General features: G+C 54.6%; 19 protein-coding genes. 1 reads left to right on the top strand and 18 read right to left on the bottom strand.

Going from position 1 to position 22517, the window contains the following annotated elements; genetic code table 11:
* Positions 1-3: 3 nt before the first annotated feature.
* Complete coding sequence (locus tag QUF18_RS03035; RefSeq protein WP_289385093.1) at positions 4-1656, top strand: alpha/beta hydrolase; 1653 nt, start codon at positions 4-6, stop codon at positions 1654-1656.
* 46 nt (positions 1657-1702) lie between these two features.
* Here the strand turns inward: QUF18_RS03035 and lpdA are convergent, their stop codons facing one another.
* The 18 genes from lpdA to QUF18_RS02945 form a co-directional block, all read right to left on the bottom strand.
* On the bottom strand, positions 1703-3100 hold the full coding sequence (gene lpdA, locus QUF18_RS03030; RefSeq protein WP_289385092.1) for a dihydrolipoyl dehydrogenase: 1398 nt from the start codon (positions 3098-3100) through the stop codon (positions 1703-1705).
* A gap of 1 nt (position 3101) precedes the next feature.
* Entirely contained in the window at positions 3102-4355 is a 1254-nt protein-coding gene (locus QUF18_RS03025; RefSeq protein WP_289385091.1) for a dihydrolipoamide acetyltransferase family protein, read from the bottom strand.
* The gene (locus QUF18_RS03020) at positions 4356-5369 is read right to left on the bottom strand and encodes an alpha-ketoacid dehydrogenase subunit beta (protein ID WP_289385090.1); all 1014 of its coding nucleotides are present in this window, start codon (positions 5367-5369) and stop codon (positions 4356-4358) included. It lies immediately after the preceding gene.
* Positions 5370-5371: 2 nt separating this feature from the next.
* Complete coding sequence (locus tag QUF18_RS03015) at positions 5372-6601, bottom strand: thiamine pyrophosphate-dependent dehydrogenase E1 component subunit alpha (RefSeq protein ID WP_289385089.1); 1230 nt, start codon at positions 6599-6601, stop codon at positions 5372-5374.
* Between the two features lie 102 nt (positions 6602-6703).
* The gene (locus QUF18_RS03010) at positions 6704-8089 is read right to left on the bottom strand and encodes an amidase (protein ID WP_289385088.1); all 1386 of its coding nucleotides are present in this window, start codon (positions 8087-8089) and stop codon (positions 6704-6706) included.
* A gap of 88 nt (positions 8090-8177) precedes the next feature.
* Positions 8178-9002 carry an ATP-binding cassette domain-containing protein gene (locus QUF18_RS03005; RefSeq protein ID WP_289385087.1) on the bottom strand — a complete coding sequence of 275 codons (825 nt, stop codon included), beginning with the start codon at positions 9000-9002 and terminating at the stop codon, positions 8178-8180.
* Positions 8999-10015 (bottom strand): ABC transporter ATP-binding protein, encoded by a 1017-nt coding sequence (locus QUF18_RS03000; RefSeq protein ID WP_289385086.1) that lies wholly within the window; start codon positions 10013-10015, stop codon positions 8999-9001. The genes QUF18_RS03005 and QUF18_RS03000 overlap by 4 nt, the downstream gene beginning before the upstream one ends.
* Positions 10012-10872, bottom strand: coding sequence for an ABC transporter permease (locus QUF18_RS02995; RefSeq protein WP_374806464.1), 861 nt, complete (start codon positions 10870-10872; stop codon positions 10012-10014). Before QUF18_RS02995 ends, QUF18_RS03000 begins: the two co-directional genes overlap by 4 nt.
* A 2-nt stretch (positions 10873-10874) precedes the next feature.
* On the bottom strand, positions 10875-11828 hold the full coding sequence (locus tag QUF18_RS02990; RefSeq protein ID WP_289385084.1) for an ABC transporter permease: 954 nt from the start codon (positions 11826-11828) through the stop codon (positions 10875-10877).
* 39 nt (positions 11829-11867) lie between these two features.
* Positions 11868-13334, bottom strand: a complete 1467-nt coding sequence (locus QUF18_RS02985) for an ABC transporter substrate-binding protein (protein ID WP_289386107.1) — start codon at positions 13332-13334, stop codon at positions 11868-11870.
* Positions 13335-13582: 248 nt separating this feature from the next.
* Positions 13583-14362: a glucose 1-dehydrogenase gene (locus QUF18_RS02980; protein ID WP_289385083.1), complete on the bottom strand. Its 780-nt coding sequence runs from the start codon at positions 14360-14362 to the stop codon at positions 13583-13585.
* Positions 14363-14394: 32 nt separating this feature from the next.
* Positions 14395-15858 (bottom strand): aldehyde dehydrogenase family protein, encoded by a 1464-nt coding sequence (locus QUF18_RS02975; RefSeq protein WP_289385082.1) that lies wholly within the window; start codon positions 15856-15858, stop codon positions 14395-14397.
* Between the two features lies 1 nt (position 15859).
* Positions 15860-16549, bottom strand: coding sequence for a GntR family transcriptional regulator (locus QUF18_RS02970; protein WP_289385081.1), 690 nt, complete (start codon positions 16547-16549; stop codon positions 15860-15862).
* 126 nt (positions 16550-16675) lie between these two features.
* On the bottom strand, positions 16676-17449 hold the full coding sequence (locus QUF18_RS02965; protein WP_289385080.1) for an enoyl-CoA hydratase: 774 nt from the start codon (positions 17447-17449) through the stop codon (positions 16676-16678).
* Positions 17446-18342: a 3-hydroxyisobutyrate dehydrogenase gene (mmsB, locus tag QUF18_RS02960; protein ID WP_289385079.1), complete on the bottom strand. Its 897-nt coding sequence runs from the start codon at positions 18340-18342 to the stop codon at positions 17446-17448. Before mmsB ends, QUF18_RS02965 begins: the two co-directional genes overlap by 4 nt.
* A complete protein-coding gene (locus QUF18_RS02955) occupies positions 18339-19487 on the bottom strand; it encodes an isobutyryl-CoA dehydrogenase (protein WP_289385078.1) in 1149 nt (382 codons plus the stop codon). The genes mmsB and QUF18_RS02955 overlap by 4 nt, the downstream gene beginning before the upstream one ends.
* Positions 19477-21252, bottom strand: a complete 1776-nt coding sequence (locus tag QUF18_RS02950; protein ID WP_289385077.1) for an AMP-binding protein — start codon at positions 21250-21252, stop codon at positions 19477-19479. The genes QUF18_RS02955 and QUF18_RS02950 overlap by 11 nt, the downstream gene beginning before the upstream one ends.
* Before the next feature lie 38 nt (positions 21253-21290).
* A complete protein-coding gene (locus tag QUF18_RS02945; protein WP_289385076.1) occupies positions 21291-22478 on the bottom strand; it encodes an acetyl-CoA C-acyltransferase in 1188 nt (395 codons plus the stop codon).
* Positions 22479-22517: the final 39 nt, after the last annotated feature.

Raw genomic sequence — 22517 nt, 5'->3', positions numbered from 1 at the left:
CTGATGAAGCCCCTCTGGCTGGAAAAATTCTGGAACTCCCTGTCTCTGATCGGGATGCTGCTCGGCACTTTATTTTTTGCAGCTTCGCTCACGCCTTCGCTGGTGCCGCGTCCTTTTTTGATACAAGGTGTGCTGTCAGGCGCCTGTTTTGCCATCGGCTATGGCATTGGTGTTTTTCTGTTCTGGCTGTGGAATTATCTGCAACTGCCAAAGCTTAAAGGCCGCATTTCCCATGCCATTAAAATTGCAGCAATGGCCGTCACCATTATCACCGCTATGGTGTTCTTGTGGCATGCGGCAGACGGCCAAAATTCCATCCGTTCCCTGATGGAGTTGAAAAAGGTTGAAAGCGCGCATCCGTTTAAAACCGGTCTGATCGCGATTACCACTTTTGTCATTTTGATTGCCCTTGCCCGCCTGTTTCAGCTGATTTATCGCAGCTCCAGCCGCTGGCTCGACCGCTATATACCACCGCGCCTGTCGCGCTTTACCGGTTTCCTGATTGCCGCCGTGATTTTCAGCATGGCGATTAACGGCGTGCTGTTCCGCTTTGGTCTGCATGTGATGGACTCCTCCTATCGCAAGATTGATGCCCTGATGGAAGCGGAAGTCCCGCAACCGCAAGATCCGCTGAAAAGCGGCAGTGCTGCCTCGTTGGTAAAATGGGATGAGCTGGGCCGCATGGGGCGCAGCTATGTCAGCTCCGGTCCTGATGCCGCGCAGATTAGCAGCTTCACCGGCCGTCCGGCGCAAAATCCGCTGCGCGTCTATGTGGGCTTGCGCTCGGCTGAAACCGCCAAAGAACGCGCCAAAATTGCGCTTCAGGAGATGATCCGCGTCGGTGCATTCGAGCGCTCACTGCTCATTGTGACTATTCCGACCGGCACCGGCTGGGTTGATGAAATGGGCATTGATCCGGTGGAGTATCTCCATGACGGCGACATTGCGAGTGTTGCCGTACAATATTCCTACCTCGCCAGCTGGCTCTCCCTGCTCGTTGAGCCGGGCTATGGCAGCGAAACCGCCACAGCTCTGTTTGATGAGGTTTATGATTATTGGACAAAGCTGCCGAAAGACACGCGTCCGAAGCTCTATCTCTATGGCCTGAGCCTTGGTGCGATGAACTCGCAGCTTTCATCTGAGCTGTTTCAGGTTCTGGGTGATCCGTATCAGGGCGCTTTGTGGAGCGGTCCGCCATTCACCAGCCGTTTGTGGCGTTCTATCACCAATAACCGCAATGAAGGCACACCGGAATGGTTGCCGGAGTTTCGTGATGGCTCCTATGCGCGTTTTACCAACCAGAATAATGCTTTGAAGCTGCCAAACAGCCATTGGGGTCCGATGCGGATTGTCTATCTGCAATATGCCAGTGACCCGATTGTGTTCTTTGATCCGAAAGACTTCTACCGCGAGCCGGACTGGATGAAGGCACCACGTGGCCCTGATGTCTCTCCGCAGCTGAAATGGTATCCGGTTGTCAGTATGCTGCAACTGGCCATTGATCTGATGATGGCCACCACCACACCAATCGGACATGGCCATGTCTATGCGCCGCAACATTATATCGATGCGTGGGTAGAGGTAACCGATGTGAAGTGGGCACAAGCGGATATTGACCGGTTGAAAGAATATTTCATCGCCAGACTGCCAAAATAGTAATCACAATATGGCGGGCTTTGTCGTTGCAAAGCCCGCCATAATTTTAACTATGCAGATTGCGACCGAGCGCTGTGAAAGCGGCCTCCTGAAAAGCCTCGCCGCGTGTCGGATGCGCGTGAATAGTCTGCGCCACATCTTCCAAAACAGCGCCCATTTCCAGTGCCAGTGCAAAACCATTGACCAGTTCGGACACATCATGCCCGACCGCTTGTATGCCCAGCACCAGATGATTATCCGCGCGCGCAGTGATGCGGACAAAGCCCGTCTCATCCTGCTGGGTCATAGCACGGCCATTGGCCATAAACGGAAAACTGCCGGTGACAATCTCATAGCCCTGTAATTTTGCCTGATCGGGCAACAGTCCGACACTCACCACCTCAGGATCGGTGAAGCAGACGGATGGAATAACCGGCTCTTCGAAAGCAGATTTCTGTCCGGCTAGATGTTCTGCGAGCATCGCGCCTTGCGCCATTGCCCGATGTGCCAGCATCGGCTCCCCCGTCACATCGCCGATTGCCCAGACATTGAGCATGGAAGTCGCGCAATACTTGTCAATGCGGATGAAAGCACCATTCATCGCCAGATCAAGCCGTTCCAGCCCGAAACCATTGATATTCGGACGGCGTCCGACAGCCACCAGAAACTTATCCGCCTCCACCACAACCGGCGTGCCATTGCCATGTTCATGCACCAGCAATGATTGCCCGTCTGCATTGAGACCCCGCGCCTCACTACGCGTCATCACGGTAACGCCCAGAGCCGTCAGCCGCTTGCGTACCGGCATTGTCAATTCCGCATCCCAAAGCGGCAAAATACGGTCAGCCGCTTCAATAATCGTCACCTGCGAACCGAGTTTGGCAAATGCTGTACTTAGCTCCAGCCCGATATAGCCAGCACCGATTACCGCCAGCCGTTTTGGCACCTGTTCCAGTGCCAGCGCATCGGTTGAGGAGATAACATTACCGCCGAAAGGCAAAGCGCTGATCTGCATCGGCAAAGAACCAGTTGCCAAAACCAGATGTTTGGTGCGGATACGGGTACTGCCCGCCTTACCATGCACCACAACCGTCTTGCCGTCGGCAATCTCCGCCGTCCCTTTCAGCACGGTGACCTTATGCTTTTTCAACAGACCTTCAACGCCGCCGGTCAGCCGCCGCACAATGGCATTTTTCCAGTTGAGCGTCTTCCCCCAATCCAGTGACACATCCCCTACGCGCAAGCCCAATGCAGAACCGGCTTGCTGACCAAGCGCATGGTGATAAGTATCCGCCGCATGGATGAGTGCTTTGGAAGGGATACAACCGATATTCAGGCAGGTGCCGCCCAACTGCTCTTTTTCAACCAATATCACCGGCAGGCCAAGTTGCCCGGCACGGATGGCAGCGACATAACCGGCAGGCCCGCCACCGATAATCAGCACATGTGTTGCAATATCTTCCATCTCACACCTCAATGAAAAGTGTTGCGGGAACCTCAAGCAATTGCCTGATCCGCCGGATAAAAGCGGCGGCCTCATACCCATCGACCATCCGGTGATCGAAGGAGGATGACAGGTTCATCATCTTACGCGGCACAAACTGGTTATGCTGCCATTGCGGGCGTATCGCGATGCGGTTTATGCCAATAATCGCCACTTCTGGCTGGTTGATGACCGGTGTTGACACCAGACCGCCGAGATCACCGAGACTGGTGACCGTAATGGTGGAACCCGACAATTCTTCCCGCTTTGCCACGCCCTCCCTGCTGGCCGCAGCAAGCCGTGATATCTCTGCAGCTATTGCCCAGATATCCATTGCCTCTGCATGGTGCAGCACCGGCACCATCAGGCCGGATTGTGTTTGGGTCGCCATGCCGATATGGGCAGCCTGATGACGGGTTAGTGTCTGCGCTTCCTCATCATAGAGTGCATTCATCTGCGGAAAGTCCCGCAATGCCACGACCAGCGCACGGAGAATAAACGGCAACACAGTCAGCTTGCCGCGCCGCTCCGCATGGCTCGTATTCAACGTGCTGCGCAGAATTTCCAGATCGGTGACATCGACTTCCTCTACATAGGAAAAATGCGCCACTTCACGGGAGGATTTAGCCATTCGCTCGGCAATTTTGCGGCGCAGACCGGTAATTTTGATCTGTTCAGTGCCATCGCGCCGCTGATAGGTTGTATTTTGCGCGCTGCCACCACTGGCTGTGAAATGATCCAGATCGTCACGGGTAATACGCCCTGCGGGCCCGCTGCCTTGTATATGTGAAAGATCAATCCCCAGTTCCCGTGCCAATGCCCTGACTGCAGGCGATGCCAGCGGCTTGTCATGAGGGATGGTTGGCGAAATGGATTGCGCTTGCTGAACCGGTGCGAAAACCGGTTGTTCCGGCATTGCTCTTGCCGGAGTTGGCTTTTCAGGAAGTGACGGTATCGGCGCGGCCTGATGTGGCAGCACATCATTCGTAACTGTGCCCTCCAACTCAATCTCAACCAGCATTGCACCAACGGCCATCACAGTTCCGGCTTCGGGGCCTGTTTGTAAAATTATGCCTGCCACCGGTGAAGGCACTTCCACCGTGGCCTTGTCGGTCATGACAGCAGCCAACACCTGATCTTCCATGATGACATCGCCAACCTTGACGTGCCATTCGACGATTTCAACCTCAGCTACACCTTCGCCGATATCCGGCATTTTAATGATCTTTTTCACCATTTATGCCTCCATTACCTGAAGAAGTGCCCGTCCGACCCGCTCCGGCCCCGGAAAATAATCCCATTCATGGGCATGCGGATAAGGCGTGTCCCAGCCGGTCACGCGCAGGATCGGCGCTTCAAGATGATAGAAGCAACGCTCCTGCACTTCTGCTGCCAGTTCTGTGCCAAAGCCGGACAGCCGTGTGGCTTCATGGACAATCACACAGCGTCCCGTTTTGGCAACTGACGCGATGATCGTATCAATATCCAACGGCACGAGTGAACGCAGATCAATCACTTCCGCATCAATACCGGTTTCAGCAACCGCCGCTTCCGCCACATAAACCATTGTGCCATAGGCCAGCACCGTGACAGCGGAACCTGTACGCCGGATTGCAGCTTTGCCGATGGGGACAGTATAATAACCCTCCGGTGTTTCACTCAAAGCATGTTTTGACCACGGCACCACCGGCTGATCATAGTGACCGTTAAAGGGTCCGTTATACAGCCGTTTCGGTTCCAGAAAGATCACCGGATCATCATTCTCGATTGCCGAAATCAGCAAGCCTTTGGCATCATACGGATTGGACGGAATAATCGTCTGCAGCCCTGCCACATGCGTAAAAATGGCTTCAGGGCTCTGACTATGGGTTTGCCCTCCGAAAATACCGCCGCCGCACGGCATACGGATCACCATCGGCGCGGTATAATCACCGGCAGACCGAAACCGCAGACGGGCGGCCTCCGAGACTATCTGGTCATAGGCCGGATAAACATAATCCGCGAACTGAATTTCCGCGACAGGGCGCAAACCATAAGCCCCCATACCGACGGCGACCCCGACAATACCGGATTCCGAAATCGGCGTATCAAAACAACGCGCCGCACCATATTTACGTTGCAGTCCCTCTGTGCAGCGGAACACACCACCGAAAAAGCCGACATCCTGCCCAAACACGACCACCTTGTCGTCGCGCTCCATCATCACATCCATCGCTTCGCGGATAGCCTCAATCATTGTACGCTTTGGCATGATCAACTCCCCATCTGCTGGCGCTGTTCGCGCAGATGCCGTGGCATGTCTTTATAGACATCCTCGAACATGGTTGCCGGACTGGCTTTTGGCCCTTCATGCAAAGTGCCGTATTTCAGCGCTTCCCGCGCAGCATCATTGATCTCCGCATCTATGCTTGCGAGCAACTGCACATTGCGCTCCTCGCTCCATTCACCCTTGCGGATCAGATGCTGTTTCAACCGCTCCACCGGATCGCCCAGCGGCCAGTTACTCTCTTCCTCTTTGGCACGGTATTTACTCGGATCATCAGAGGTAGAATGCGGTGCCACGCGATAGGTCACCCATTCGATCAATGTCGGCCCGAGATTGCGTCGTGCGCGTTCTGCTGCCCAGCTGGCGGCAGCATAGACCGCCAAGTAATCATTGCCATCCACCCGCAATGACGGAATGGCAAAACCATGGGCGCGGGAGGCAAAACTAATATTCTCACCACCCGCCACACTTTGCGGCGAGGAAATTGCCCATTGGTTATTGACGATATTGAGAACCACCGGCGGGCGATAGACCGAAGCAAAAACCAGCGCCGAGTGAAAGTCACTCTCGGCTGTGGAGCCGTCACCGATCCATCCGGCAGCGATTTTTGTATCGCCGCGCATAGCCGAAGCCATAGCCCAGCCCACTGCCTGAACATATTGTGTGCCCAGATTACCGGAAATCGAGAAAAAACCTGCCTCCGGTACAGAATACAAGACCGGCAGTTGTCGGCCTTTTAAATGATCTTTTTCATTGGAAAGCACCTGACATATCATATCGGTCAATGACCAGTCCTGTGCTATCAGCAATCCCGCCTGACGATAGGTCGGGAAATTCATATCCCCTTTTTGCATCACCATTTGGAATGCACAGGCAATCGCTTCCTCACCGGTGCATTGTATATAGAAAGAGGTTTGCCCCTGCCGCTGCATCCGCATCATACGCCGGTCATAAGCGCGGGTTCTCAACATGGAACGCAAACCGTGACGCAGTTGCTCCGGCGTCAGATCCGGCACCCACTCGCCTTTAGCCTCGCCATTATCATCCAGTACACGCACCAGATTATAGGCCAGATCGTGCATTTCATAAGGATCGGCATCAACAGGCGGGCGGCGCATTTCGCCCGCTCGCGCAAACCGCAAATGCGGGTTAGGCGGCGGCGCTGCTTCCCCGCGCATTGCGCCGGGCATATGTAGTGAAAGTGGCGGGTATGACATGGCTGCATTTCTCCATTGGCTGGAACCGATACTGCATGCTGTTTCTGCCGCCCGCTCCTGAACGGCAGAATGTAATCCGTTTGTCCCCGTAACTGCTATTGTCTATATTTTCGGCCAAGGCCGTTGTTGTGGGCGTAACTGTTCATAGGCATGAGCAAGCTGCAACACGCCCAGATCATCAAAGCGCTGACCGATGATCTGCAAACCGATCGGCAAACCTTTTTCCGTATAACCGCAATTGACAGAGACAGCAGGCTGCTCCGACATATTCATGGCAACGGTGAAAGCAATATGCTCAAACGGGCGTTGCGGATCATTCAGCGGCGACGCCCATTCTGCCGGATAGGTCGGCATTGGTGCTGTCGGCGAAATGATAAAATCATAAGAACTGATTGCCGCCAGAGCCGCATGGCGCATGGCATCGATCTGCGCAAAGCCCTGATAGACCTGCGCACCGCTCAAGCCTTTACCGCCCTCTGCCCACTGATAAATATAAGGCAGTATTTTTGCCTGATTATCCGGTGTCATTTTGGAAATATCGCCCCATGAGCGCACACGCCAGAAATGATCCAACCCGTCAATCATCTCACGGGTGAGGTAGCTCGGCACTTTCTCAACAATCGCACCGGCATTGGCAAAGGCTTTCGCTGCGGCTTCTACCGCTGCCTTGACCTCTGGTTCAACGGCAGAGCCAAAACCGGCATCCAGCCACAGGCCGATACGCAGGCCTTTGATATCGCGCTCCAGATTCATCCAATCTATACGGCTATAAGGCAGGCTCATCGGATCGCGGCGATCGGGCTTGGACAGAACCGACATATAGAGCGCAGCATCCGCAACTGTCCGCGTCATCGGCCCTGCGACGCGCCCGATAAATGGCGGATCAATCGGGATACGACCAAAAGAAGGTTTAAGTCCAACCACACCGCACCAACCCGCAGGCAGACGAATGGAACCGCCAATATCTGTCCCGATATGCAAAGGGCCATAACCGGCAGCGGCAGCCGTTCCCGCCCCTGCACTTGAGCCTCCAGGATTGGTGGCCAAATCCCACGGATTGCGTGCCAGTTCATGGAAACTCGACAAGCCGGACGACAACATGCCGAGATCAGGCATGGTTGTTTTGCCCAAAAGAATACCACCGCTCTCGCGGGAACGAGCAGCAGGCGGTGCATCTTTTACAGCGGGATTAAGCGGTATTGCCGCACAGCCAAGCGGTACCGGCAGCCCTTTTGTGGCGATGTTTTCTTTGATGGTCAGCGGCACTCCATCAATCGGCCCGCGCTCTTCTTTCCGCTTCCAGCGACCTTCCGACAAGGTTGCCGCAGCCAGTGCCGCCTCCGGCTCAAAAGCCCACATCGCATGAAGCTGTGGCTCACAACGCTCAATCCGGTCGATCACGGATTCTGCCACTTCCACCGGCGACAGCGTACCTGCCTTATAACCGGCAACCATTTCCACAGCGCTTAAATCAGCAAGCTCAGACATATCTGCTCCCATTTCTCTCTCCGGCCACAACCTCTTTACGGGTTTTGATGGTCAGACAGACACTCAGTTTTTCATCATAGTACTTTCTTCACGGCGCCTTCACCCGCAATTTACGGCGACCTGAAAACGGTTTCGGCACAGCATTCACCAGTGCTTGCGTGTATGGATGCTGCGGATTGTCGAAGACCTCATTGGTCGGCCCTTCTTCAACAATTCTCCCCAGATGGATCACCGCAACGCGATCTGTAATCACCCGCATCACACCCAGATCATGACTGATGAACAAATAAGACAACCCGAATTGCTCCTGCAAATCCATCATCAGATTGAGTACCTGCGCCTGAATGGAAACATCGAGTGCCGAAACCGGCTCATCGGCAACAATCAGCTTCGGACGCGTGATTAATGCGCGGGCAATCGCAATACGCTGGCGCTGACCACCGGAAAACTCATGCGGATATTTATCCGCAGCGGATGCAGCCAAACCAACGGCTTCCAGAACTTGGCCTATACGCTCTTCACGGCTTTCTGCCGTTGTGGCGTCTTCCAGTGACACAACCGGCTCCGCCAGAATACGGCGCACAGAATGGCGAGGATCGAGCGAACCGTAAGGATCCTGAAAAATCGCCTGAAAGGTTTTGCGTGCGGCTTTCAGCTCTGCCCGCCCTAAACTGTAAATGTCCTTGCCATTGATCGTCACACTGCCGGATTGCGGTTTTTCCAGTCCCATCACTGAACGTGCCAATGTAGACTTACCGGAACCGGACTCGCCGACAATGCCGAGGCTTTCGCCCGCTTTCAGACTAAGACTGACACCATGCAGCACCCGCAAATTTTGCGGCTTGGAAAGCAAGGATTGTTTTGGCAGCGTATAATCACGCACAAGATCACGTACTTCCAGAAGAGCGGTCATGCCATCACCTCATCTGTCAGCGGATGAAAACAGGCGACCCGATGTGTCACGTCGAGAAAGTCCGTATTGCCTAACGGGGGGACTGTTGCACGGCAATCAGCCTGCACATAACGGCAGCGATCAGCAAAACCGCATTGCGGCAGACGACTAAACGGATCAGGCACCACACCGGCAATCGTGGTCAGACGCTGGCGTTTATCCGTGTTTTCCGGCTTTGGCCGCATTGTCAGACTATGGGGAGAGGCTGCGAACAGCCCGCGTGCATAGGGATGCGCCATATGGCGGAAGACGTCCTGTGTATCGCCGGTTTCGACCACGCGTCCTGCATACATCACTGCAATGCGATCCGTCATTTCCGAGACCACGCCGAGATCATGGGTAATCAGCAGCAGTGCCGTGCCGCTCTCGTCAATCAGCTCATCCAGCAGATCAAGAATTTGTGCCTGAACGGTGACGTCCAGTGCTGTGGTCGGCTCGTCAGCAATCAACAGTTCCGGCTCGCAGGCCAAGGCCATAGCAATCATCACGCGCTGGCGCTGACCTCCGGATAATTGGTGCGGATAAAGCTCCAGATCAAAACGCGGGGCAGCGAGACCGACACGATCCAGCAAACGCCGTGCGACCTTATCAGCATCCGCGCGGTTTTCTTTCAAATGCAGTCGGCGACCTTCACTGATCTGCGCACCGATGGTTTTGATCGGGTTCAGCGCTGTCATCGGCTCCTGAAAAATCATCGCTATCTGACGGCCACGCATGGTGCAATGGGCAGCCTCTGAAATTTCAGTCAGATCTTGCCCGTCAAAGCGCAGGGTTCCGCTCAAAGTCATACGATGCGGCAGCAGCCCCATCACGGCCAATGCGGTGATGGATTTGCCGGAGCCGGATTCCCCGACAATGCCCAGACGTTCGCCACGGTTTAGTGTCAGCGTGATGCCCGACAGAATTTCGGCCTGCCTACCTCCGGCTTGCAAATGCACGCCCAGATCACGGATTTCGAGAAGCGGTGTCGTCATCTCTCTCTCCTGATACGAGGATCAAGTATATCGCGCAAACCATCCCCCAGCATATTCAGCCCAAGAACCGCAAAAGTAATGGCCAGCCCCGGAAAAATCGCCAGATGCGGCGCATCATAAATATAGGTCTGCGCATCATTGAGCATCTTACCCCAGCTTGGCATCGGCGGCTGCGTACCAAGACCGACATAGGACAAACCGGCTTCAGCCACGATCGCAAGAGCAAACTGAATGGTCGCCTGCACAATCAGCACATGGCCGATATTCGGCAGAATGTGATCCAGCGTAATCGCCACATCACCGCGCCCCGCACAGCGGGCGGCCAAGACATAATCGCGTTTCCACAGCCCCATCGACGCACCACGGGTAATACGGGCGAAAACCGGAATATTGAAAATACCAATAGCGATCATCGCATTAACCGCACCGGGCCCGAAAACGGCTGTGATAATCACGGCTGTCAGCAGTGCCGGAAAAGCAAAAGCCAGATCAGTCATGCGCATGACAAAACCGTCAATCATACCACCGCGTGCAGCCGCATAGGCACCGAGCGGCACGCCAAGCCCCATACCAACCGCAACGGCAATCAAAGCCACCGACAAGGAATTGCGCGCACCAACCATGACCATCGACAGCACATCACGGCCAAGCGCATCGGTGCCCAGCCAATGCTGCATCGACGGCCCCTGCAGTTTGCGCAGGATATTCATGCCTGTCGGACTATAGGGCGTCCAGACCAGAGACAGCACAGCCAGTCCGATCAGAAAACCGGTAATGATTGTACCGATCAACAGGCTGCGGCTCAGCCCGAAAGACAGCAAAATCATACGGCTCCGACGGGAGAAATTCTCTGCCATGCTCATGCCCGCACACCTGTAGAGAGGCGCGGATCAAGAAAGCCATAGGCCATATCGACCAGAAAATTCACCGCAATCACACTGGCCGCCAGCAAGGTTACGAGTGACTGCACCGTGACCAGATCGCGTTGGGCAATTGACTGGAAAATCAAACGGCCCAGCCCCGGCAAATTGAACACGTTTTCAATGATGATCGTACCGGCCAGCAGGAATGAGAATTGCAGACCCAAGATCGTCACCACAGGGATCAATGCATTGGGCGTGGCATGTTTCCACAAGGCCGCATTACGGCTCAAGCCCTTGGCGCGCGCTGTACGCACAAAATCTTCGCTCAATGTTTCAATCACTGCGGATCGGGTAACGCGCGCCAGAATTGCAGCCAGCGGCAAAGCCAGTGCCACGGCTGGCAGGATCAGCGAGCGGGTGCCAGCCCACAGGCCATTTTCCCAACCGGCAAAACCGGAAGCCGGAAACCAGCCGAGCGTGAGGGCAAAGAACAGGATCAGCAGCAGACCGAGCCAGAAATTCGGGATCGCCACACCGATCTGTGCAACGCCCATCCCCACCACATCAGTCGCACTGCCGCGCTTTGAAGCGGCAATCACACCAAGAGGAATAGCAATCACCACCGAGAGGATCATCGCCAGCACCGCCAACGGCAAAGTCACCTGCAAGCGTGGTCCGATCAGCTCACTGATCGGCACAGAATAGGTATAGCTGGTGCCAAAATCCCCCACCGGAAAACCGGTAATCCAGTTGAAATAACGGACAATCAACGGTGCATCGAGACCGAGCTGTTTTTGCAAAGCCGTCAAGGTGTCTGCTTGCGCATTAATACCAAGCATAATCGCTGCCGGATCGCCCGGCAGCACCTGCATCAGCAGGAAAACAATGACAGAGGCCGCCAGCGTCGTCAGGATCAGAGAGATCAGACGCCCTGTAAAATAACGCAGCAAATGCGACCTCCTTCAATATTCATTTCAGCATCAACAAGATCAGTCTGCCCAGTACACACTGGTCAGGTCATTGGCCGGAATGGTCTGATTTTTCCACATACCTTTGAGCTTCTTGTCCCAGACACCGATTTTCGGCAGGGCATAGAGAAACACATTCGGCTCGTCTTCAGCGAGTTTGCGCTGCAACTGGCCAAGCAGTTCAAGCTGCTGCTTGTCATCTGTTGCTTGCGAAAATTGCTTGTAAATCGCCTTATATTCAGGGCTGTTGTAGTTGAAATAGTATTTATCCCGCGCATAGATATCGAGGTCACGGGTTTCCACATGGGCGATGATCGTCGCATCAAAATCACTGCGGGCGAAGACCTGATCCAGCCATTGCGCAAACTCAACCGGCACCAGCTTCACCTCAATGCCAACCTCTGCCAACATTGCCGCGATCACCTCACCGCCACGACGCGCATAGGCAGGCGGCGGCAGCATAATGGTAATAGATGTACCGGCAGGCACACCGGCTTCAGCCAACAGTGCTTTAGCCTTGGCCACATCGTAAGGATAGGTATCACTCAGATCGACATAGCCCGGTTCGGCAGGCGTATAATGAGCACCGATCGTCTTGGCGAGACCGGTCGTGATCGCTTCTTGCACGACATTGCGGTCGATGGCATGGGCAAGCGCACGGCGTACCCGCACATCATCAAAAGGCTTGCGTCCATTATTCAGTGACATAATCACTTTGCCAGCCGTCGAGCCGATTTCAACGCTAAGACGTTCATCACTTTGCAGGCGGCTGATCAGCTCCGGTGCCGGAAACTCAGGAAAAGCATCGACATCACCGGCCATAACCGCAGCGGCAGCCGCTGACGGATCGCTGATAAAGCGGAAAGTCACAGCGGAGAGTTTCGCAGGCTCACCCCAGTAATCAGGATTGCGCTCGAACTCAATGCGATCACCCTGCAGCCAGCGTTTGAATTTGAACGGCCCTGTGCCAACAGGATTGGTCTTGTTGGTCGCAATCGTATCCGGAGCCATCATCACCGCATCGCCCCAGCCCATCCCGAACAGGAAGGTAGAGGACGGATGTTTCAGTGTCACAACGGCGGTCGCCGGATCGGGGCATTCAGTCTTTTCAATCGGCGCGAACAGTGCCTTCTGAGCATTCGTGGAATCCGGAGCCATAGCGCGGTCATAGGTGAATTTCACCACGGAACAGTCGAATGCCGTGCCGTTATGAAACTTCACGCCCTGACGCAGCTTGAATGTATAGCTCAGATTATCCGGTGAAATCGTCCAGCTTTCCGCGAGGTTCGGCTTAACCGTACCTTCTTCATCAATCCGCACCAAACCTTCATAAAGATTGTTATAGGTCAGTCGGCGGATAGAGGCCGCAGCATTTGCCGTCGGGTCCATACCCGGAGGCTCCAGCACTTCGCCGATTGCCAATGTATCTTTTGCCAGCCCTGAACCGCTCGTAGCCAAAACAGCAATCCCCGTCATTGCTGCCAGCATGAGCTGTCCGGTCAAATATTTATATCGCATTGCCTGTCCCCTTATTTATCACATCCTGAAATTTGCTCAGGAATTACCGGAATAGAGCTGGCCGACTTTAGAGCATTTCCTGCTTATCTTGAACCGTAGAAAACACTCTATCTTTTTGTTTTTACGCGTATCTTATCTGAAAACGGCTTCACACTTTCGGGATACGCTCTAACGAACCACTGATCGTTCCAATCGTTATCACTATTCGATCAGTCATTTCAGATTGAACGACCACCATCCACATCCAATGCAACGCCGGTAATCATACTGGCTGCAGATGAGCACAAGAATGCAGCGCTCTCCGCCAGATCTTCCGGTTTCAACAAGCGGCCGAGCGGAATGGAAGCACGGAATTTCTGACGGATTTCTTCCGTATCCTCACCCATAAATGTCGAGAGCAACGGGGTTTCACCCGCCACCGGATTGAGTGCATTGACACGGATATTCTCCGGTGCCAGTTCAATTGCCAGCGCCTTGGTGGCGGATACAACCCAGCCCTTGGTGGCATTATACCATGTCAGGTTAGGGCGCGGACGCGCCGCTCCTGTCGAGGCAATATTGAGAATAACGCCGCCGCCATTGCCTTTAAAATGCGGGATCAAAGCGCGGCTCATCAGATAAATGCCGCGAATATTCACCCCGACAATACGGTCAAACTCATCCGGCTGCACATTTTCTGCCGGTTGTGGCTTATGTCCGATACCGGCATTATTGATGAGAATATCCACCCGCCCGAATTGCATAATTGCCTGCCGCACGGCTTCAGCCACGCCGCTTTCCGCTGCAATATCCGCCTCAACCGCCAGAGCCTGTGCGCCCAGTTCACCCGCCAGCCCCTGCTGGCAAATTTCACTGACCACACGTTTTGCACCCGCAGCATCGCGATCGACCACCACAACATTTGCGCCTTCCCGCACAAATTTACGCGCCATAGCCTCGCCGAAACCAGAGCCTGCACCGGTAATAATCGCGGTTTTCTTATCGAGCGAACCAGTCATTGAATTATATTCTCCCATGCGAATTTTGCGGATCAGCCGTGATAGACAGAAATGGTTTTCAGCGAGGCAAAACCATAAAGCGCCTCGAACCCTTTTTCACGACCGTGGCCGGAACGTTTCACCCCGCCGAAAGGCAGTTCAATACCGCCGCCTGCTCCGTAATTATTGATAAACACCTGTCCGGCCTGCACCGCATGCGCCATGCGCAACTGCCGTGCACCGTCCTTTGTCCAGACACCGCAAACCAGTCCGTAAGGCGTGCTATTGGCCAGAGCTACCGCTTCCTCTTCCGTATCGAACGGCATAATCACCTGTACGGGACCGAAAATCTCTTCCTGTGCCAGCCGATGTTGCGGCGGCACATCACGCAGTAAAGTCGGGCGCACATAGGCACCATTTTCCGGTGCATCAGCAGCCAGTTCGCCTTGCGCGGCAATCTGCAAACCGTCTTGTTCAGCCAGTTTCAGATAGTCTTCAACAATGGCTTTCTGGCGGGCGGAAACAACGGGTCCGAGCGACAGGTCAGCCTCTGCCGCGCCAACTTTAAGGGCACGGTAGCGCTCGCTCATACCGGCGATAACTTGCTCATAGACGTCACGCTGCACCAGAATACGTGAGGACGCAGAACAGGTCTGCCCCGCATTCTGAATGCCTGCATTGACCAGAAACGGCAATGCGCGCTCAATATCCGCATCGGCGAACACGATCTGCGGGGATTTTCCGCCAAGTTCCAGCGTTACCGGCACAGCATTTTTAGCCGCTGCCGCCTGCACTGCCTCACCGGTACGCAAAGAGCCGGTGAAAGAAATATGATTGACATCAGGATGGGAAGACAAAGCCGCTCCGGCCTCAACACCCAAACCGGTCACCACATTCAACGCACCGGCAGGCAGACCGGCCTCATGGGCGATGCGGGCAAATTCGAGGATAGTCAGGCAGGCTTCTTCCGCCGGTTTCACCACAGCGGCATTGCCCATCGCCAGCGCCGCACCAAGGCTGCGGCCAAGGATCTGCATCGGATAATTCCACGGGATAATATGCCCTGTCACACCATGCGGTTCATAGACCGACAAAACCGTGAAGCCGTTCTGATAAGGCAGCGTATCGCCATGCACCTTATCTGCGGAAGCACCGTAAAATTCCAGATAACGTGCCAGCGCCACCACATCAGCGCGCGCTTGTGTCAAAGGTTTGCCGACGTCACGCGCTTCCAGTACCGTCAGCAGATCAATCTCATGCAATACCGCTTCGGAGATTTTATGCAAAATACGTCCGCGCTCGGTTGCAGTCAGCTTACCCCATGCGCCGGACAGAGCATTACGGGCAGAGGTTACTGCGAGATCGATATCGGCCCGCGTACCACGGGCGATCAATGCCAGATCACTGCTATCCGACGGATTTTTCAGCGTCAGAACCTCGCCCTGCACGGCATCCTGCCACACACCATTGATCAGATTACCGTAGCGGCGCAGTCCGTTTTCTTGCTCCTGTGCCATGTCATTCTCTCCCGCAGGATATTTCCTGCTGATTACTATTCTTCATCTGTTGCAGGCTGATAATGGTTTTGCGGATATGCTGGCGCGCCAGTTCTTCAGCCCCTGCTCCGTCTTTGCGGACAATCGCCTCAACAATGAGACTGTGCTCCTCAATGGCGTTTTTTGCCCGCTCTGCACTAAGTGCAAATACCGGCGCAAAGACTTGCGAGGTCATGCGCAACAAAGGCACAAAATTCTCCAGCGAGACGTTGCCGCCCGCGGCCATCACTGCCAGATGAAAGTCCACATTGGACTGCGTATAGGCTTTGGAATCCCAAGGCTCGATAATCGAGCGCTGATGCATGATGAGCTTTTCAAGACCGGCAATCGCTGCAGCATCGGCACGTTCCGCAGCAAAGCGCGCGGCAACACCGTCGATGACTTCGCGCACGGCATAAGCATCAAGCAGATGCGGCAGATCAACACTTGCCACCCGCACACCGCGGCCAGGCAGATGAATAATCAAGCCATCACGCTCCAGCATCCGCAATGCTTCACGCAAAGGCGTGCGGCTAACGCCGAACTCGGCGGCAATCTGCTCCTGCCGCAAAATCGTGCCCGGCGCATATTGACCCGCATAGATGCTCTCACGAAGTGCTTGCGCAACTTCGTCCAGCAGCCTTGTCTGGCTGCTCCATTTATAGCTGGACAAGCCTCAGTTCCCTTATATTTTTTACTATGATTATCCAGGATACAAAATTGATCAAGCCCAAAATTCTTATCAGCCGATATTTGTTTTCAGAGCAGTTTGAGCCTGACACAAATAGCGTTTTTAGATTTAGCGATGCAGAAAAAACGGGTCGCGCTTTTCAATAAATGCGCTCATGCCTTCTTTCTGATCGTGACTGGCAAAGCCGGACTGAAACAGACGGCGCTCGAATTTCACTCCCTGATTCAGCGTTGTTTCATAGGCCGCATTCACGGCCTCTTTCGCCATCATAGTCACCGGCAAGGATTTCTCTGCAATAGATGATGCCACGCTCAAGGCTTCCTCAAGCAGCTGATCCACTGGCACAATACGCGAAACCAGACCACAGCGTTCGGCCTCCTCAGCCTCCATCATTCGCCCTGTCAGGCACATTTCCATGGCTTTGGATTTGCCGACAAAGCGGGTCAGACGCTGCGAGCCGCCCATACCCGGAATAACACCGAGACGGATTTCCGGCTGGCCAAACCGGGCATTATCGGCTGCCAGAATAAAATCGCACATCATCGCTAGTTCGCAACCACCGCCCAGCGCATAGCCTGCAACGGCTGCGATAATTGGTTTGCGCACGGAGGTAAAACTCTCCCATTCGCCGAACCAGTCTGCCGCAAATATTGTGCTAAAATCCTGCGCCTGCATTTCCTTGATATCCGCACCGGCAGCGAAAGCCTTGGCCGAGCCGGTCAAAACAATACACCCCACGGCAGGGTCTTTGTCTGCGGCTTCCGCCGCTGCGATCAGCTCTGCCGCAAGCTGCCGGTTCAATGCATTCAGCGCCTGCGGGCGGTTCAGCGTTATCAGCCGGACGCGGCCATGCATTGCTGTCAGGATCGTTTCATAAGTCATGACTGTCCCTCCTTGCCGCGTAACAGGCGGATAATACCGGAAAAATCCTCCCCGCCGGAGCCAAGGGCGTTGAACAGATTATAGAGCTGCGCCGCTTCTGCGCCCAATGGTGTTGTCGCCCCGACCGAGGCCGCAGCCTCCTGCGCCAGTTTCAAATCTTTCAGCATTAAGCTTGCGGCAAAACCCGGCTGATAATCCCTGTTGGCAGGCGAAGCTGGTACCGGACCCGGCACCGGACAATTGGTTGTCAGCGCCCAGCATTGGCCGGATGAAGTGGAAGCCACATCAAACAAAGCCTGCTGCGACAGACCCAGTTTTTCACCCAAAGCGAAAGCCTCGCACACCCCGATCATGGAAATGCCGAGGATCATATTATTGCAGATTTTTGCTGCCTGCCCTGCACCCGCATTACCGCAATGCACAATACGTTTTCCCATTGCAGCCAGCACAGGTTCGGCTTTGTCAAAAGCAACTTTTTCACCACCGGCCATAAAGGTGAGCGTTGCCGCTATTGCACCAACCACACCACCGGAAACCGGTGCATCAATGCTCAATAATTTATGCTCTGCCGCCATTTCATGCGCCTTGCGGGCGCTGTCGACATCAATGGTCGAGCAATCAATCAACACTGTATCCGGCGCAACCAGCGCTGTCAGTTCGCGCCAGACACTCAAAACATGCGAACCGGCGGGTAGCATGGTGATAATCACAGTCGCGCCCTGCACAAGCTGCTCAACATTATCCGCAATCTGAACGCCGTTTGCTTGTGCGGCTTGTTTTGATGCTTCGACCAGATCAAAACCGCGCACGTTCAATCCCGCTTTGACGAGATTGGCCGCCATAGGCCCGCCCATATGACCGAGGCCGATAAAACCAACAATATTCGCGTTCATTTACCCCTCCCGTTCAGTAGCTCACGCGCGATAATCACCCGCATGATCTCATTGGTGCCTTCCAAAATCTGATGGACACGCAGATCGCGCACCAGTTTTTCCACGCCATATTCGCTCAGATAACCGTAGCCGCCATGCAGTTGCAGCGCCTGATTAGCGACGTTAAATCCGGCATCAGTGACAAAACGTTTGGCCATAGCGCAAAGTTTCACCGCATCGGCATCATGACGGTCGAGCGCACGGGCGGCGCGGTGCAGAAATGTGCGCGCCACTTCCAGTTCTGTTGCCATATCGGCAAGACGGAATTGCAATGCCTGAAACTGGTGCAGCTTGGAGCCGAAAGCCTTGCGCTCATCCATATAGGTCAGTGCCTTGTCAAAAGCGGCCTGCGCGCCACCAAGAGAACAGGCGGCGATATTCAACCGCCCGCCATCAAGCGCCGACATCGCAATTTTAAAACCGATGCCTTCCTGACCAATCAGGTTTTCCGCTGGTACACGCACATTATCAAACATTACGGTGCGGGTCGGCTGGGCATTCCAGCCCATTTTCTTTTCATTGGCGCCGAAGGACAGGCCGGCTGCATCCTTCGGCACGATAAAGGCCGAGATGCCTTTGGCTCCTGCCACGCCGGTTCGTGCCATCACGATGTAAATATCACTCGCACCGGCACCGGAGATAAATTGCTTCTGTCCTGTAATCAGATAATCATCGCCATCGCGCACGGCTTTGGTGCTGAGATTAGCGGCATCAGAACCGCAGGACGGTTCGGTCAGGCAATAACTGGCGATCAGCTCCATAGGTGTGAGTTGGGGCAACCATTTTTGCCGTTGTGCTTGCGAGCCATAGGCATCAATCACCCATGAGCACATATTATGGATCGACAGGAATGACGCAATGACCGGACAACCTTGCGACAGTGCTTCAAAAATCAATGCTGCATCCATACGGGTCAGGCCAGAGCCACCCACATCATCCCGAATATAAATACCGCCCATGCCTAGCGCTGCCGCCTTGCGCAGCACATCTATAGGGAAATGCTTTTGCTCATCCCATTCCAGAGCATGAGGTGCCAGTTCCTGCGCGGCAAAATCCGCAGCCATGGCGACAATGCTGCTCTGCTCCTCATTGAGTTCACCGGACATGGTTCTCTCCTTCACTCTGTGTGGTTCGGTTACGCCCGACACTCAGTTCTGAAAATTCACTTTCGCAAAAAGCCACACCACGGAACACATCATCTTCAATGCCTTCCCGCTCCAATCGCCGCAGTTGCACACGACGGATTTTTCTGGAGATTGTTTTGGGCAATTCCCGCACAAATTCCAGCGAACGGATACGCTTAAACGGCGCCAGACGCTCATTGGTATATTGCAAAACTGAAAGTGCGAGCGCCCGCGAAGGCTCCTCACCGGCACGCAGCAGAATATAGGCTTTGGGAACAGACAGACGGATCGGGTCATCTACCGGAATAACCGCAGCCTCAGTCACTGCATCATGTTCCAGCAACACGCTTTCCAGCTCAAACGGGCTGATACGATAATCAGAGGATTTGAACACATCATCTGCACGACCGACAAAATGCAAATAGCCGTCTTCATCCTGATAGGCGACATCACCGGTGCGATAAACGCGGCCATCAGTGCCGCTGAGACTGCCGTCGGTTTCCTGATAGCCCTGCATCAGCCCTGCCGGATGCTTGTCACCCAGCAAGAGGCAGACTTCGCCTTCCTGTGCCGCATGGCCGTCTGCATCAAGGATCATCACCTCATAGCCCGGCAACGGCCTGCCCATAGCACCGCTTTTCACGTTCTGCGCGGGACTATTCGCCACCTGTGCGGTGGTTTCTGTCTGGCCGTAACCATCACGGATTGTCAGCCCCCATGCGTCGCGCACCTGATCAATGATTTCAGGATTGAGCGGCTCACCCGCCCCCACGACTTCACGCAGACTCATTTTACAGGCTTTGAGATCTTCCTGTATCAACATACGCCACACAGTCGGCGGAGCACACATGGTGGTCACTGCGCAGCGCTGCATTTCTGCCAGCAGCACCTTGGCGCTGAACGCAGGTTGATTGATAATCAGCACTGTTGCACCGGCATTCCACGGTGCAAAAAGCGAGCTCCATGCATGTTTCGCCCAGCCCGGGGAAGATACATTGAGATGAATATCTGCCGGTTGCAGACCAACCCAATACATAGTGGAGAGCGAGCCGACCGGATAGCTGCGATGACTGTGACGCACCAGCTTCGGCTTGGCGGTCGTGCCGGAGGTGAAATAGAGCAGCATAGGATCATACGACTGAGTTTCACCATCTGGCTGAAATTCAGCGGACTGATTGAAGGCTTCGTTATAATCGTGCCAGTTACTGTTTTCAGCAGCATGACCATTCGGTACCTGTATGCGCAAGACATCTGCGCCTGCCAGCCCCTCGCATTTTAAAAGCTGATCGCCGGTTGCGAGAATGGCGCGAGCATGGCCACGTTCCAGCCGGTCGGACAATTCATCCGGTGTCAGCAAAGTGGTCGCGGGAATAGTAATAATACCCAGCTTCATCGCGGCCAGCATCACTTCCCATAAGGCAGGAACATTGCCGAGCAGCACCAGCAAGTGATCGCCGCGCTTCAGCCCCAGCCCGCGCAGATAATTGGCAACCTGTGAAGAACGCTTGCTCAGTTCAGCAAAACTCAGTCTCACATCAGTTTGGGAAACAGTATCGACAATCCATAAAGCAGTCTGATCGCGGCTCAGCGGGTTCGTGGCAAGCTCGGCATCAAACCAATCCAGCGCCCAGTTAAAGGGCAGTGCCTCCGGCCAGACAAAACCAGCTTTTGCAGTGTGATAATCCTCGCGATGCTGCAAAAGAAAATCACGTGCTTGCTTGAAATTCTCCGTACTCAGCTGCCTCATGCCATCCTCCCAAAAAGCATAGATCACTGTGACTGCGACTATAAACGCTCCACACCTATGGCTGTTGCCTCACCGCCACCGATACAGATACTGGCAATGCCACGTTGCAGATCATGGGTTTGCAGTGCGGCCAGCAATGTCACCAAAATACGCGCGCCTGATGCGCCGATCGGATGGCCGAGCGCACAGGCACCGCCATGAATATTCACCTTCTCCGCAGGCAGATTCAGTTCCTGCATTGCGGCCATTGTCACCACGGCAAAGGCCTCATTGATCTCGAAAAGATCGACATCATCCGCCGTCCAGCCGGTTTTCTCGTAAAGTTTACGCATTGCCCCAATCGGTGCAGTGGCAAACAAACGCGGCTCATAAGCATAAGAGGTTTGTGCAACGATGCGGGCAAGCGGTGTCAGCCCGCGTTTTTCCGCTTCAGACAAGCGCATCAGCACCAGAGCCGCCGCACCATCAGAAATCGAGCTGGAATTGGCTGCTGTAACGGTGCCGTCCTCGCGAAACGCAGGACGCAGAAACGGAATTTTCTCCGGTCGTGCCTTGGCAGGCTGTTCATCCATATCAATCAGATGGGCGGAGTTGCCGTTTCCGGTCACAACGGGCGCAATCTCCTGCGCAAAATAACCGCGCTCCAGCGCCGTCTGCGCACGTTTCAGGGAGCGCAGTGCAAATTCATCCTGCGTGGTGCGGCTAAACTGAAAGGCCTCGGCACAATCCTCGGCGAAACTTCCCATCAAGCGGCCTTTGTCATAGGCATCTTCCAGCCCGTCGAGAAACATATGATCGGTGATTTTGCCATGTCCCATGCGATAGCCGCCACGGGCTTTATCCAGCAGATAGGGTGCATTGGTCATGCTCTCCATGCCACCTGCGACGATAATATCCGCACTACCGCCAGCCAGCATATCATGCGCCAGCATCACAGCTTTCATACCGGAACCACACATTTTATTGATGGTTGTTGCTCCCGATGCCACGGGAATGCCGGCAGCAATGGCAGCCTGGCGTGCCGGTGCCTGTCCCTGCCCCGCAGACAGGACACAGCCAAGCAAAGTCTCATCAATATCCGCTTGTCTTATACCCGCCCGCTCAACAGCCGCCTGAATAGCGGTTGCGCCCAGTTGCGGTGCCTGCAAGGCACTGAAACTGCCCTGAAACGCCCCTAAAGGCGTGCGTGCCATACCGACAATAACCACCGGATCTGCCATTTGCATCTCCTCCCAGAATTGCAAATTCAGCCTAACCCTAAGGTC

This window comes from Pseudochrobactrum kiredjianiae, assembly GCF_030362795.1.
In the GTDB taxonomy this organism is placed as follows: Bacteria; Pseudomonadota; Alphaproteobacteria; order Rhizobiales; family Rhizobiaceae; genus Pseudochrobactrum; species Pseudochrobactrum kiredjianiae.
Note: the sequence above shows the minus strand (reverse complement) of the source record. Positions and strands in the feature narration are given on the sequence as shown.